Source organism: Paraburkholderia caffeinitolerans (genome assembly GCF_902859945.1).
Classification (GTDB): Bacteria; Pseudomonadota; Gammaproteobacteria; order Burkholderiales; family Burkholderiaceae; genus Paraburkholderia; species Paraburkholderia caffeinitolerans.
This window is the reverse complement of the sequence record NZ_CADIKL010000027.1, coordinates 39284-52381: the sequence shown is the minus strand read 5'-3', so window position 1 is coordinate 52381 and position 13098 is coordinate 39284. Positions and strand designations below refer to the sequence as shown.

Annotated in this window: 16 protein-coding genes; 8 read left to right on the top strand and 8 right to left on the bottom strand. The window is 66.8% G+C overall.

Features of this window, described 5'->3' with window-relative positions; translation table 11 throughout:
* Positions 1–173: 173 nt before the first annotated feature.
* Both HV773_RS23655 and HV773_RS23650 read left to right on the top strand, forming a co-directional pair.
* Complete coding sequence (locus HV773_RS23655; protein ID WP_175196964.1) at positions 174–1475, top strand: NCS2 family permease; 1302 nt, start codon at positions 174–176, stop codon at positions 1473–1475.
* Positions 1476–1650: 175 nt separating this feature from the next.
* Complete coding sequence (locus HV773_RS23650; RefSeq protein WP_175196963.1) at positions 1651–2184, top strand: cytochrome b; 534 nt, start codon at positions 1651–1653, stop codon at positions 2182–2184.
* 114 nt (positions 2185–2298) lie between these two features.
* On the opposite strand, the gene HV773_RS23645 is transcribed toward HV773_RS23650, so the two are convergent.
* Together HV773_RS23645 and HV773_RS23640 are read right to left on the bottom strand one after the other, a co-directional pair.
* Complete coding sequence (locus tag HV773_RS23645) at positions 2299–2592, bottom strand: DUF1488 family protein (protein ID WP_175197008.1); 294 nt, start codon at positions 2590–2592, stop codon at positions 2299–2301.
* A 299-nt stretch (positions 2593–2891) separates the two neighbouring features.
* The gene (locus tag HV773_RS23640; protein WP_175196962.1) at positions 2892–3110 is read right to left on the bottom strand and encodes a DUF2964 family protein; all 219 of its coding nucleotides are present in this window, start codon (positions 3108–3110) and stop codon (positions 2892–2894) included.
* Positions 3111–3504: 394 nt separating this feature from the next.
* Between HV773_RS23640 and HV773_RS23635 the strand changes: the two genes are divergently transcribed.
* The 3 genes from HV773_RS23635 to HV773_RS23625 all read left to right on the top strand — a co-directional run bounded on the left by HV773_RS23635 (position 3505) and on the right by HV773_RS23625 (position 7001).
* Positions 3505–5466 (top strand): sigma-54-dependent Fis family transcriptional regulator, encoded by a 1962-nt coding sequence (locus tag HV773_RS23635; protein ID WP_246282383.1) that lies wholly within the window; start codon positions 3505–3507, stop codon positions 5464–5466.
* A 93-nt stretch (positions 5467–5559) separates the two neighbouring features.
* On the top strand, positions 5560–6690 hold the full coding sequence (locus HV773_RS23630) for a VIT1/CCC1 transporter family protein (RefSeq protein ID WP_175196961.1): 1131 nt from the start codon (positions 5560–5562) through the stop codon (positions 6688–6690).
* On the top strand, positions 6687–7001 hold the full coding sequence (locus HV773_RS23625; RefSeq protein ID WP_175196960.1) for a 2Fe-2S iron-sulfur cluster-binding protein: 315 nt from the start codon (positions 6687–6689) through the stop codon (positions 6999–7001). Before HV773_RS23630 ends, HV773_RS23625 begins: the two co-directional genes overlap by 4 nt.
* A gap of 136 nt (positions 7002–7137) precedes the next feature.
* Here the strand turns inward: HV773_RS23625 and HV773_RS23620 are convergent, their stop codons facing one another.
* Positions 7138–7428 (bottom strand): DUF4148 domain-containing protein, encoded by a 291-nt coding sequence (locus HV773_RS23620; RefSeq protein WP_175196959.1) that lies wholly within the window; start codon positions 7426–7428, stop codon positions 7138–7140.
* A 357-nt stretch (positions 7429–7785) separates the two neighbouring features.
* Here HV773_RS23620 and HV773_RS23615 point away from each other — a divergent pair, with 357 nt between their 5' ends.
* Complete coding sequence (locus tag HV773_RS23615) at positions 7786–8049, top strand: DUF4148 domain-containing protein (RefSeq protein WP_175196958.1); 264 nt, start codon at positions 7786–7788, stop codon at positions 8047–8049.
* Positions 8050–8185: 136 nt separating this feature from the next.
* Here the strand turns inward: HV773_RS23615 and HV773_RS37285 are convergent, their stop codons facing one another.
* The 4 genes from HV773_RS37285 to HV773_RS23595 all read right to left on the bottom strand — a co-directional run bounded on the left by HV773_RS37285 (position 8186) and on the right by HV773_RS23595 (position 10049).
* Positions 8186–8779 carry a hypothetical protein gene (locus HV773_RS37285; protein WP_175196957.1) on the bottom strand — a complete coding sequence of 198 codons (594 nt, stop codon included), beginning with the start codon at positions 8777–8779 and terminating at the stop codon, positions 8186–8188.
* 138 nt (positions 8780–8917) lie between these two features.
* The gene (locus HV773_RS23605; protein ID WP_175196956.1) at positions 8918–9112 is read right to left on the bottom strand and encodes a YqaE/Pmp3 family membrane protein; all 195 of its coding nucleotides are present in this window, start codon (positions 9110–9112) and stop codon (positions 8918–8920) included.
* Positions 9113–9141: 29 nt separating this feature from the next.
* Positions 9142–9336 carry a DUF1653 domain-containing protein gene (locus HV773_RS23600; protein ID WP_175196955.1) on the bottom strand — a complete coding sequence of 65 codons (195 nt, stop codon included), beginning with the start codon at positions 9334–9336 and terminating at the stop codon, positions 9142–9144.
* A gap of 44 nt (positions 9337–9380) precedes the next feature.
* Positions 9381–10049, bottom strand: coding sequence for a TetR/AcrR family transcriptional regulator (locus HV773_RS23595; protein WP_175196954.1), 669 nt, complete (start codon positions 10047–10049; stop codon positions 9381–9383).
* Between the two features lie 62 nt (positions 10050–10111).
* On the opposite strand from HV773_RS23595, the gene HV773_RS23590 reads away from it, so the two are divergent.
* Positions 10112–10744 carry a glutathione binding-like protein gene (locus HV773_RS23590; RefSeq protein WP_175196953.1) on the top strand — a complete coding sequence of 211 codons (633 nt, stop codon included), beginning with the start codon at positions 10112–10114 and terminating at the stop codon, positions 10742–10744.
* A 51-nt stretch (positions 10745–10795) separates the two neighbouring features.
* Here HV773_RS23590 and HV773_RS23585 read toward each other — a convergent pair whose 3' ends face one another.
* Positions 10796–11584, bottom strand: coding sequence for a GntR family transcriptional regulator (locus tag HV773_RS23585; protein WP_175196952.1), 789 nt, complete (start codon positions 11582–11584; stop codon positions 10796–10798).
* Between the two features lie 182 nt (positions 11585–11766).
* Between HV773_RS23585 and HV773_RS23580 the strand changes: the two genes are divergently transcribed.
* A complete protein-coding gene (locus HV773_RS23580; RefSeq protein ID WP_175196951.1) occupies positions 11767–13032 on the top strand; it encodes a cyanate transporter in 1266 nt (421 codons plus the stop codon).
* The last annotated feature ends 66 nt before the right edge of the window (positions 13033–13098 follow it).

The window sequence follows — 13098 nt, the reverse complement described above, 5'->3', positions numbered from 1 at the left end:
CACACTGTTGCGGCCCTTCCACGTTCGTCCAAGCTTTTCTGCGCTTGCGGGACAATTGTTTACAATCCCGCCCATCAACGCGTGAACTGGCCCCGGGCGACGCCTCCATCGCCCCTTGCCCACGCCGAACGCCAGAACAAATCAACCCGCACGACTCTCGAGGCCCAACCTCCATGGACGCCATCAAACGCTATTTCGGATTCGAAGAAGCAGGCACGAACCTGCGCACCGAAGTGCTAGCCGGCTTCACCACCTTCCTCACGATGGCGTACATCATTTTCGTGAACCCGGCGATTCTCGGCGATGCCGGCATGCCCAAGGACGCTGTGTTCGTCGCCACCTGTCTGGTCTCGGCGCTCGCCTCGATCATCATGGGGCTCTACGCGAACTATCCGATCGCGCTCGCGCCCGGCATGGGCCTGAACGCGTACTTCGCGTACGCCGTGGTCAAGGGCATGGGCTTCACGTGGGAGGCGGCGCTCGGCGCGGTGTTCATCTCCGGGTGCCTGTTTTTCGTGGTCACGCTGCTGCGCGTGCGCGAAGCCATCATCAACGGGATTCCGCACTCGATTCGCGTGGCGATCACCGCGGGCATCGGCCTCTTTCTCGCGATCATCTCGCTCAAGACGTCCGGCGTGATCGTCGCAAGCCCGGCCACGCTCGTCGAACTCGGCAACCTGCACGACCCGCACACGCTGCTCGCAATCGTCGGCTTTTTCGCCATCGTCACGCTCGACGTGCTCAAGGTGCGCGGCGCGATCCTGATTGGCATCGTGGGCGTGACGATCCTCTCGTTCTTCTTCGGCGGCAACGAGTTCCACGGCATCTTTTCGGCGCCACCCTCGATCGCCCCGACCTTCGCGCATCTCGACGTCAAGGCCGCGCTCTCGACCGGCATCCTGAACGTGGTGCTGGTGTTCTTCCTCGTCGAGCTGTTCGACGCGACCGGCACGCTGATGGGCGTGGCCAACCGCGCGGGCCTGCTCGTGCACGGCAAGATGCACCGCCTGAACCGCGCGCTGCTCGCGGACAGCACCGCGATTCTCGCGGGCTCGGTGCTCGGCACCTCGTCGACCACGGCCTATATCGAAAGCGCCTCGGGCGTGCAGGCGGGCGGCCGCACCGGCGTGACGGCGCTCACCGTGGCCGTGCTGTTCCTCGCGAGCCTGTTCGTCGCGCCGCTCGCGGGCGTGGTGCCCGCTTACGCCACGGCGCCGGCGCTGCTCTACGTGTCGTGCCTGATGTTGCGCGAACTCGCGGAACTGCCGTGGGACGACGCCACCGAAGTCGTGCCCGCCGCGCTCACGGCGCTCGCGATGCCGTTCACGTATTCGATTGCGAACGGCGTGGCCTTCGGCTTCATCTCGTATGCAGGCCTGAAGCTGTTCACCGGCCGCGCGCGCCAGGTGCGCCTGATCGTCTGGATCATCGCGGCGGTCTTCCTGTTCCGCTACTTCTACCTGGGCTCGGCGTAAGCGCCTACCGCGCTCACGCGGCGCACGCTCCGCCGGCGTGCACCCGTGGTCCGGATCCGGCGGTGCCACGTCAAGGATTCCGGCCACGCAGCCGCACAGTGCGCGGCGGCGTCCTTATCATACGGATACTCGATCATCCCGACGATAACGATCCAATCCACCAAGGAGCCGCCTCGTGGCCACCTACCCCGCCTCCTCAGAACGCTATTCGAAGCCCGCGATCTTCTTTCACTGGGCTGTCTTCCTGCTCGTCGCGCTAGCCTATCTCGCCATCGAAGTGCGCGGCCCCAAGGGGTCGGACAGCCGCGTGTTCTGGAGCAATGTGCACTTCTGGGCGGGCACGCTCGTGCTGGCGCTCGCGGTGCTGCGCCTGGTGTGGCGCATGTGGGAGGGCGCGCCGCAGGACATCGATTCGAACCGCCTGCTCACGTTTCTTTCGCGGCTCGTGCACCTGGCGCTTTACGTGTTCATCTTCGTGCAGCCGCTGCTCGGCATTCTGACGATCAATCTGGGCGGCAAGCCGGTCACGCTCGCAGGCATCGACCTGCAGATCGTGCTGGTGGGCGCGGATCCGGTCGCGCGCAAGGCCGTCAAGGCCGCGCACGAACTCATCGGCAACGCGTTCTACTGGATCATCGGCATCCACGCGCTCGCGGCCATCGCGCACCACGTGATGTTCCGCGACAACACGCTGCGCCGCATGATCTGACCCGGACTCGCGCACGAGCGCGAGCTTGAGCCGGACATTGAGCCGGACAAACGGAAACACCCCGCGACCTCTCACAGGTCGCGGGGGAATCTCAAGACGCCAGCAACGGAAAACTCAGGACGCCACGCCGTGCGCCTGCACGAAGCGCACGTAGCCGCTGCGCAGCGTAAGGCATTGTGCGCGCGTTTCGGAAAGCAGGCGGCGCGCGACCGCCTCAATGCGCTCGCGATGGTGATCGAAAGCGTCAAGCATGTCTTCCGCGCGCGGAGAGGCTGCGCCGAAGTGGTCTTCCAGCGCCGCCGCCGTGATCGTACATTCCACCCGCTCTCCATCGATCATTGCCGGAAACGCCAAGGTCAAATCGGGCCCCGAGTATTCGGGCGCTTCATTCGGAAACTGGATCTGCATGGGAATGGCCTTAGGTTGGGGTGAGCGGGCCGCGCGGGTACGATGCACCTCCTTGGCATACGCGCGGATTAAATGCCGACCGCCGCAAGTGTCGCTACGCTCGACACGATTGCGGCGGCCGTCTGGATTCACTTTAGGACACTTCCCGCAACCCGCAAGGCTGACTTTGTCATACGCGCGAAAAGATTTGCGCGGCCGGGTTTTTTCGGCGTTTTTCAACGTCTTGCGAACTGGCCGTTGCGCGAGCAAACAACTCCCGCCGCCGCGTGCGGCATGGCGCACCGCAACATCGCGCGCACTCACGATTCGCGATGCCGGCGATGCTCGATCTCGACGTCCTTTGGGTGCACGGTGAGCATCGCCACGAACGCGATGATGCCGCATGACACGATCGCCATGCCGTACAGCACGACCCGAGACTCGTCGAAGAGCAAGCCGTGGATCGAGACCGCGAGACCCGCGAGCGCGACAAAGACGGCGAGCGCCGCCACCAGGATCCTCAATTCGCCTTGGACCATGACCGCCCCTCCGCAAGGAGCCGCGGCCGCGCCAAGACCCCGTCATACCTGCTGCGCTGCCGCCAGGGCGCGCATGCGCGCGCCCCTGTCTTCATCCTGGCACTCGCGCGCGCAAAGGCAAGCTGCACGTGAGGCGCGTGCCGCATCGCGCCATCCGCACCCGTCCCCAAGCGGCTGCAAGCGGCTGCAAGCGGCTGCAAGCGGCTGAATTTGCCCGGAATCGCCCGGGTTTAGCGCACGCTCACCTTCCTGTACCATGACCCGACCGATGCCGGCGCGCATCGCGATGCTGCGGCGCAGCGCCTGCCGCAGCGTCGAATCAAGATTGGAGACACGCGTGACCCGACGACACCCCTCCGTCACCGTCAAGCCGCCCGAAGCGGTTCGCTCGGACATGATCGCGCAAGCGCACGCGCGCTCGCGCGCCATCGGTCTGCGCGTAGCCGAAACGCCGGACTTCCAGCCGCTCGGCCGCACCGATCTGCGCGAGCTGATCGACGCGAATCGCACGCTCTACGCCCAGGCGCGGCCCGTGATGGATGCGCTGCACGCGCAGATCGTCGATACCGAAAGCATGGTGCTGCTCACCGACCGCAACGGCGTGATCCTGCACAGCCTCGGCGACACCGGCTTCGTCGAGAAAGCGCGGCGCGTGGCGTTGAGCCCGGGCGTCTCGTGGGCCGAGCGCGACCGCGGCACCAATGCGATCGGCACGGCGCTCGTCGACGGCCAGCCCACCACGATTCACGCGGGCGAGCACTTCCTGCACGCGAACCACATCCTCACCTGCTCGTGCGCGACCATCGCCGATCCGTGGGGGCGCACGCTGGGCGCGCTCGATGTGAGCGGGGAATCGCATGGCTTTCACAAGCACACGCTCGCGCTCGTGCGCATGTCGGCCCAGATGATCGAGAACCAGTTGTTCGGCACCGAATTCGCGGGCGCCATCCAGCTGCAATTTCATGCGCGCGCGGAATTCATCGGTACGTTGTACGAAGGACTGGCCGCCTTCGCCGCCGATGGCACCCTGTTGTGCGCCAACCGCAGCGCGCTGTTCCAGTTCGGCGCGTCGCTCGCGGCGTTGCAGCAGCGCGGCTTCGAGGCGCTGTTCGGCCTGGCGTTTCCCGCATTCATGCAGCAGTTCATGCATGCGCGCAACGACCCGCGCGGCGAGCTCATCGCGCTCACGCTCCCAAGCGGCGTGCGCGTACTCGCACGCGGTACGCCGGGCGCGGCAGTCGCGGGCGCACAGCCGGCCTGGCCTGCTGCACGCACTGCACGTCCTGCACACGCGGGCGAGAAAGAGTCCGCTGGTGCGCCCTCAACCGCAGCGGCCTGGCAACCCACGCTCGCCGACCTCGACACCGGCGACGCACGCGTGGCCGCCGTGCTCGAACGCGTCGCGCGCGTGCGCGGACGCGACATCCCCGTGCTCGTGCTCGGCCGCACCGGCACCGGCAAGGAATGGCTCGCGCGGGCCCTGCACCAGGATTCGCCGCGACGCGACGCGCCGTTCATCGCGCTCAACTGCGCGGCGCTGCCCGACACGCTGATCGAAGCCGAGCTGTTCGGTTACGAAGACGGCGCCTTCACGGGCGCAAAACGCCGCGGCAGCCCGGGCAAGATCGTGCAGGCGCACGGCGGCACACTGTTTCTCGACGAGATCGGCGACATGCCGCTCGCGCAGCAAGTGCGGCTCATGCGCGTGCTCCAGGAACGCTCGGTCGTGCCGCTAGGCGGCGCGCGCGCCGTGCCGGTCGACTTGCGCATCGTCTGCGCGACGCATCGCGACCTGCGCGCGATGATCGCCGAAGGGACCTTCCGCGAGGACCTCTACTACCGCATCAACGGGCTCACGGTCACGCTGCCGCCGCTGGCCGGGCGCAGCGATCTCGACGCGCTCGTCTCGCGCGTGCTCGCGCACGTGCGGCGCGAAATCCCCGACGCGCCCGCGCGCATCACGCCCGAGGTGCGCGCGTGCTTCGCGCGCTGCCGCTGGCCGGGCAATCTGCGTCAGCTCGCCAATGTGCTGCGCACCGCCGCGATCATGGCCGAAGGCGAGGACGCCATCGACCTCGCGCATCTGCCCGAGGATCTCGCGCACGACTGCGCGCCGGCCGACGATGGCGTCAACGCCCCCGGCGCATCGATCAACGAAACGCCCGCTACGCCCACGACCTTCGCGGCCTGCGCACCAAAAGAAAGCGCCCATGCCTCACGCCCCGCCCGCCTGTCGGACTGGCAGGCGCGCCTGATCGACGACGCGCTCTCACGCCACCAAGGCAACGTCTCGGCAGCGGCACGCGAACTGGGGCTCGCGCGCAACACGGTCTATCGGCATCTGCGGCGGCGCTAAGGTATACGAAGGTACGCGGAAAGCGCGCGAAGGGCTACGCGAGGCGAATCGAGTCAGGTTAAGCTTCGCTGAAACGTATTCCCCACGCCCACCATGGCCTCCGCCCAGGAACTCCACCGCTACCGGCGCAATCTCGCCGACGAACTCGACAGCGCCGCTGTCTACGACACGCTCAGCGCCGTCGAAAAGGACGCGGGCCGCCGCCAGATCTTCGCGGAGCTCGCAGCGTCGGAGCGCGAGCACGCCCAGGTCTGGCACGACAAGCTCGCCGCCAACGGCGTGCGCGTGCGCACGCACCGGCGCAGCGCGAAGACCCATCTGTTGCAGACGCTCACCCGCATGTTCGGCCCCTCGCTCGTGCTGCCCACCGTGGCCGCCGGCGAGTACGCCGACCGCGACCGTTACGCGCGCGAACCCGGCGCGGAAACGCTCTCGGCGCAGGAGCATCAGCACGCCGCGATCGTCCAGTCGATCGTTGCAAGCAAGCGCGCGCACGGCCAGTCGAGGGGGGCGCAGATCGCGGGCGCCGAGTCGTGGCACAAGAGCGCAACCTCGGGCAACGACCTGCGCGCCGCCGTGCTCGGCGCGAACGACGGGCTGGTCTCGAACTTCTGTCTGATCATGGGCGTGGCCGGCGCGGGCAGCGCCAACCGGGCGATCCTGCTGACGGGCTTGGCCGGGCTGGTCGCGGGGGCGTGCTCGATGGCGCTCGGCGAATGGCTCTCGGTGACCAACGCGCGCGAACTCGCGCGCACCCAGCTCGCCAAGGAAGCCGACGAGCTCGAACACACCCCCGACGCCGAGCGCCACGAACTCGCGCTCATCTACCAGGCCAAGGGCATCGACGCCGACGAGGCCCGCCGCGTGGCCGCGCAGATCATGCGCGACAAGGACGAGGCGCTCAACACGCTCGCGCGCGAAGAACTGGGCATCGATCCGAAGGAGCTGGGCGGCAATCCGTGGACGGCCGCAGCCGTGTCGTTCTGCCTGTTCGCGCTGGGCGCAGCGTTTCCGACGGCGGCGTTCCTGTGGGCGCACGGCACGGCGGCGATCATTCAGTGCGTCGTGCTGAGCACGCTCGGGCTCGCGGCGGTTGGCGTGTTCACGTCGCTGTTCAATGGACGCAGCGCGGCTTTCTCGGCGTTCCGGCAGATCGCCATCGGCCTCGCCGCCGCCGCGTTCACCGCGGGCGCGGGTCACCTGCTGGGGGTATCGGTTTCATGAGCGCCAATGATTTGTCCGCGCCGCCAGCCGTGCCGCTCGTGCGCGTGGAACCGCTGGGCTGCACGTTCGAAGCGCCGCCCGAACTCACGCTGCTCGAGGCCGCCGCATTCGCCGGCATCCGTCTGCCGCGCCTGTGCCGCAATGGCACGTGCCGCACCTGCCTGTGCCGCGTCGTGAGCGGCGAGGCGAGCTTCACGATCGAATGGCCGGGCCTGTCGCGCGAAGAAAAGGCCGAGGGCTATGTGCTGAGCTGCGTAGCCGTGGCGCGCACGGATCTCGTGCTCGACGTGCCGGACGCGGAGCTTTTGTAGTTTTCGCAGGCCTTGCCCGCCCCAAAACGAAACCGGCCCGCGACGTCACATCGCGGGCCGGTTGTTTTGTGCGGAAGCCGGGCGGCCGGCGCTCCGGCGGCCGGCGCTCCGGTGGCCGGTGTCCCGGCGGACAGCGTTACTGGCCGCCGAAGTACACCGATTGCGAACCCGTGCGAGCCGCCTCGGAGACATAGCGTGCGCCGGCCATCGAGGTCGAGCTGCTCACGCCGCCATAGGCGCTGTCGCCTTGAGTAACGGGCGTGGCCACGGCTGCCGTAACCACGTTCTGATTGCGCTGGGTCTGCTGGAACTCGACGAGCTGGGCGCGCACCTGATCACGCGTGAGACCTTGGTCGGACTGGGCGAAAGCGGCCAGCGGCGCGGCACAGGCAGTGGCGATGACAACGGCTTGAATGAGCGACTTCATGACGATTACCTCCGAAATTGTATGAATCGCCTGAGGTGCGTGATGGTGTCGCACAGTGCAGGCGTTGAGTGGATTCTAGGCAAGCGCCAATGCCGGATATAGCTCGATTGTGGCGAATTCCAGTTGCAAAATTTGCAATAATCCGCGCGCCTGGTGGCTCGAATGCCGCACCGAAGGCAATTTTCTATCCGCCCCCTTGAACGTAATAATCAGACAAATCACGGCTCGGATTATTTCACTTAGAAGAACACTGAATTCGTTTTATCAGTATTTACCCTTAGAGCAAGAAGGCCTAAAGTGCCGCCATGGGTCACGCCATCGTGCGAACCACTTATAAAGAACTTGGAGGTCATCGTTATGAAGTCGATTATCAAGGCAGCCGTGTTTGCCGCCATCGTCGCCGTTCCGGCTCTTTCGTTTGCTCAATCGCAGCAACAGCAACCTCTCACGCGCGCGGACGTTCGCGCCGAGCTCGCCCAACTGCGCGCAGCAGGCTACGATCCGAGCGACTGGATGCACTATCCGCAAAACATTCAAGCAGCAGAAGCGCGCATTGCCGCCGCAAAGACCAATACGGCTTACGGTCCGTCGACGACCGGCACCTCGCAGTCGGGTCAGTAATCTCCGCGATTACGCCTGAGTTTCCCCAGCCAGGTAGCGCAGAATAAATGAGGCCCGCCGCTCGTGAGAGCGGCGGGCCTCATTGTTTTTACAATTGATGATCGGCGCACCGAGCCGACGTGATCCGCTGTAACGGTCAGTGACGGCTCTCGTGGATGTCTCCATCGCCGTTGCCATTGCCAGTACGGCCACTGCTCCACGATCCGCCACGGCCTCCGCCACCTCCGCGCGAGCTATTCGCGTCGCCGCCACGGCCTGCTCCGCCGCCGTGCCAGCCGCCCGAATCGCCACCCCGGCCGCCGCCGCGCGAACCGTTCGAATCGGCGCTACGGTTACCACCGCCGCCGTGCCAACTGTTCGAATCGCCACCACGGTTACCACCGCCGCGCCAACCGTTCGAATCGCCACCACGGTTACCGCCGCCGCCGCGCCAGCCGTTCGAATCGCCACCGCGACCGCCGCCGCCGTGCCAGTTGTTCGAATCGGCGCTGGGCCGGCCCCACCATCCACCGCGGCCGCTGTCGTTCCAGCCACGGCGATCATTGTCGCGGTAACTATCCCCGCCGCCCCAGATGCCGACATTCACGCCGCCGTACACCGGCTGGCCATAGCCCGGCGCGTAGCCGTAATTGTCATAACCAGGTTGACCATAACCGTAGTTGTCGTAACCCGGCGCCACACACCCTGCGAGCAGGGCGACAGCGCCAGCCATCAGCGCATACTTGAACATGACGAAGCCTCCTTTCCGTTTGTAAGAAAGTGGCGCTCGTCTTAGGTTCTCGCTGAATTGTGAGCATGAGTTAAGAATGTAACCGTGCGGCCGGCCCAGTCCCCCTAATCCACCATCCATCCACTTCATGATTTGTATTTAGTTACGGCGGCCCATCGCGGCGTCGATCTTCCGATCGGTCTTGAATTGGCTGAGCGAATACGCGGCCCAGATGGCGGCGGGAATCCAGCCGATCAACGTGCATTGCAGGATCAGGCAGACGACGCCGGCAATCGGGCGGCCAATCGTGAAAAACAGCAACCAGGGCAAAACGAGTGCAATCAGTAGACGCATTGCGGGGCAAACCTCATCAGTAGAAAGCGTTAGTTGACGGGCGCGAATCGCGGCACAAGTGCGCCTTCGAATTCGACCTGTTCGAAGAAAACGGAGGCGGGCCGCGTCCAGATCGTGCCGTTCGCGGCCCGGTACACGATCATCGTGACCGAGGGATCGGATTCGAGCGTCGCCTCGCAAACCAGTTCGTAAATGCCACCCTTGAAGTGCCGATAACGCACCATTGCCGTCCCCCAGTCGATCGCGCCAATCGCGCAAGATGCGTAGTTTAACAACGGAACGGGGGCGTCCCCGAGGGCGGATCGGCCTGCGCCGGCGTGCCGCAGATCAGCGCCACGCCGGCCACCGCCGTCGCGCGCAACGTTGCATGCGGTTCGCCCGCACGCGCGCGCAGCGCGGTGCTGTGCAGCAGCGCCGACGCCACGCGTGCCAGCGCCGCCGGGTCGGCATTCGCCGGCAATTCGCCTTGCTGCACGGCGTGCCGCAAACGCCGCTCGAACGCGAAGTCGAACGCGCGCAAGCCTGCCGCGAGGCGCTCGCGCACCGCCTCGTCGGCCACCGCCTCGACCGCCGCCGTGCCGATCAGCAAACACCCGCGCTGCGCTGCGCGCGGCGGCAAATACCACGTGAGCGCACCATCGAAGACGCGCAGCAGCGCCTCGGCCAGCGGCAGCGTCTCGTCGAGCGCGGCTTCCATCGCCGCGCGGCCCGCTTCGATGTAGCGCTCGACCGTCAACAAGTAGAGTGCATGCTTGTCGCCGAACGCTGCATAAAGGCTGGGCCGGTTCATGCCGGTCGCCGCACTCAGGTCGTCCAGCGAGGTGCCCGCGTAGCCGCTATGCCAGAAGGTGTCGCGTGCATGCGCGAGCGCCTCCTCGGGATCGTAGGCGCGGGGCCGCCCGCGCGGGCGGCTATCCTTTTTTGTACTGGATTGCATAGAAATATTGGAACGGCTATTTTTGTTCACTATAGTACAAAAATCCACCAAGGAGGATGACGATGGAACTGTACTTTTCGCCGCTCGCGTGCTCGCTCGCCACGCGCATCGCGCTCTATGAAGCAAACGCAACCGCCCGTTTCATTCAAGTCGATACGCAGTCCAAACGCATGGCGGAGGGCGGCGACTTTTACGCCGTCACCGCGCTCGGCCAGGTGCCGGTGCTGCGGGAGGACGATGGCTGGATGCTGACCGAGAACACCGCCGTGCTGCCGTGGGTCGCCGACCGCTTCCCGCAGGCACAGCTCGCGCCGCCCGCCGGCACGCGCGAACGTGCACGCATGCAGGAGTGGCTCGGCTTTATCGGCACGGAGCTGCATAAGGCCGTGTTCGTGCCGCTGTTGGGGCAAGGCGTGGAAGAGCCGGTGAAGCGCTATGCGCGCGACAAGGTGGAGCGACGCTTCGCACTGCTCGAAGCGCATCTTGCGGGGCGCGCCTGGTTGCTCGATGCGTTCAGCGTCGCCGATGCCTATCTCGTCACCGTGCTCAACTGGGCGCCGTATGCCGGCATCGATCTCGCGCGCTGGCCCGCCGTGGCCGATTACGCGCGACGCATGCGCGAGCGCCCAGCGGTCGCGCGCGCCATGGCGGAAGAACTCGAATTTTTCAGGCGCGAACGCGAACAGCAGAAGTAGCCGGCAAGCGGGGCAAGGCGTTCATGGGCCCTCGCCGGCGCTCGTCGGCGCTCAAGTCGCGATATCGGCAAACACGGCCTTCAGGTCGCGCCCCCCGCGCGCACGCGCCTGGCGCACCACACGCTCCTCGATCTCGGCGAGGTGCTCGCGCAGGGTCGCGAGCGCCGCCGCCTGGTCGCCGGCCTCCAGTGCCGCGATGATCTGCTCGTGCTCGTCGGGTGCGCACGAGGTGGCCTTCGACGGATCGAACAGCGCCTTGTAGAGCTCCGTGCGCGCGACGAGCTGCGCGAGCGCCGTCACCAGCGCCGCGCCGCCCGCGAGCTCGGTCAGGATCAGATGGAACTGGCCCGCGAGGCGCACCGCTTCGTCCACGCGGCCCTCGCGCAGCGCCTTCTTTTCGCTGCGCACGTGCTCGGCGAGCGTGCGGCGCATGCCCGCGTCGAGCGCACCGCACAGCGTCACGGCCACGCCTGCCTCCACCACCTGGCGCGCCCGATAGGTCGCGCGAATATCTTCTTCAGATGGCGACGGCACGAATGCGCCGCGATTGGGTTCAAGCACGAGCTTGCCCTCGAAGCCGAGGCGCGCGAGCACCTTTCGCAGCGCGCCGCGCGTGCAGCCGAACGCGGCCGCGAGCTCGCGCTCCACGAGCTGCTGGCCCGGCGCGAGCTTGCCTTGCAGCAGCGCCGAGTTGATCGAGGCGTAGACGAGCGCTTCGACGTCGTCAGCGCTTTCGCCCGGAACAGGCCCGGTGGATTTGCCGATTGCCTCGTCGATATGAGCAACGTGAGGCGGCTCGCCCGCGCGGGCGGATCGTGCTGATCTTGTTGTGGAAGCCATGTGAAATCGCGCTTACGGACGGAATCAGGCGGCATTGTAGCGACGCGCACCCACCGGCGATATACGCGGCGCGCGCGCCACCACGATTTCCCGCGCTATACCCGGCATAGCAGTGACGCCCATGATGGTTGACAATTAATTTGTATAATGGTCAACCAAAAGTTGCAATTAAGGTTGACCCGATGAGCACGACTTCCGACCCTTTTGACTCCTGCCAGCGCGCCACGGCCGTGTCGGCGCGCACGAGCGAGCTCGTCTGGTATGCCGCCATCGTCGCCATCGGGTTGAATCTGCGGCCGCTGCTCACGTCGATCAGCCCGCTCATGGCAACCATCCGCGAGGCCACCGGCCTGTCGTTCTACGGCGCGTCGCTGCTCACGAGCCTGCCCGTTGTCGCGATGGGGCTGGGCGCGTTCGGCACCGGCATGCTCGCGCGGCGTCTGGGCGAGACGCGCGGCGTGGCGCTCGGCCTCATCGCGATCGCGGCGGCGTGCGGCGCGCGCGCGTTCGCCTCGACGGGCGGCGCGCTCATGCTCACCGCCACTGCCGCCGGCGCGGGTGTCGCGGCCATTCAGGCGCTGCTGCCCGCCGTGATGAAGCAACGCTTCGCGCACCGCGTGCCGCTCGCGATGGGGCTCTTTTCGGCATCCATCATGGGCGGCGGCGGCCTTGGCGCGAGCCTGAGCCCGCTGGCCGCGCGCCTCGGCGGCTCGTGGCACACGGGGCTCGCGGTCTGGGCCCTGCCCGCGCTCGCCGCGCTCGCGCTGTGGGTCGGACTCAACCGCGGCGCGCAAACCCGCTCCAAGCAGGCTACCAATACGGGAACAAGCGCCACCCACGTGCCGGTCTGGCGCAAGCGCCGCGCGTGGACGCTCGGCCTGCATTTCGGCCTCGTGAACGGCGGCTATACGAGCCTCGTGGCCTGGCTGCCCGCGTACTATCAGCAACACGGTGCAAGCGTCGCGGCAAGCGGCTCGCTGCTCGCCGCCATGACCGTCTTCCAGGCCGTCTGCGCGCTGCTGCTGCCGCTCGCGGCAGCCCGCTTCGCGGACCGCCGCCCCTGGCTCATCGCCGGGCTTGCCTCGCAGCTGATCGGCATTGTCGGCCTCACGGCCTGGCCCGAGGCCGCTCCGGTCCTATGGGTCGCATTCGCGGGTGCTGGCCTCGGCGGCACCTTCTCGGTCTCGCTCGTGACCGCGCTCGACCACTCGGGCGACCACCGCGTCGCCGCCAGCCTCGTCGCGTTCATGCAGGGGCTCGGCTTCGTGATCGCGGCAATCACGCCGGTCGTCGCCGGCCGCATGCGCGACCTCACCGGCAGCTTCACGGGCGCGTGGATCATGCTCGCGATTTCCATCTCCGCGATGATCGTGCTCACGCTCGCTTTCTCGCCGCGCAGCTATGGCCACTGGCTCGGCCGGCACGGCCGCGCCACGCCGCAGGCCTGAGCCCGAGGCCTCGCACATCGATTACCGTATCGACGCAACGCCAACGCAACGCCAACGCAACGACAG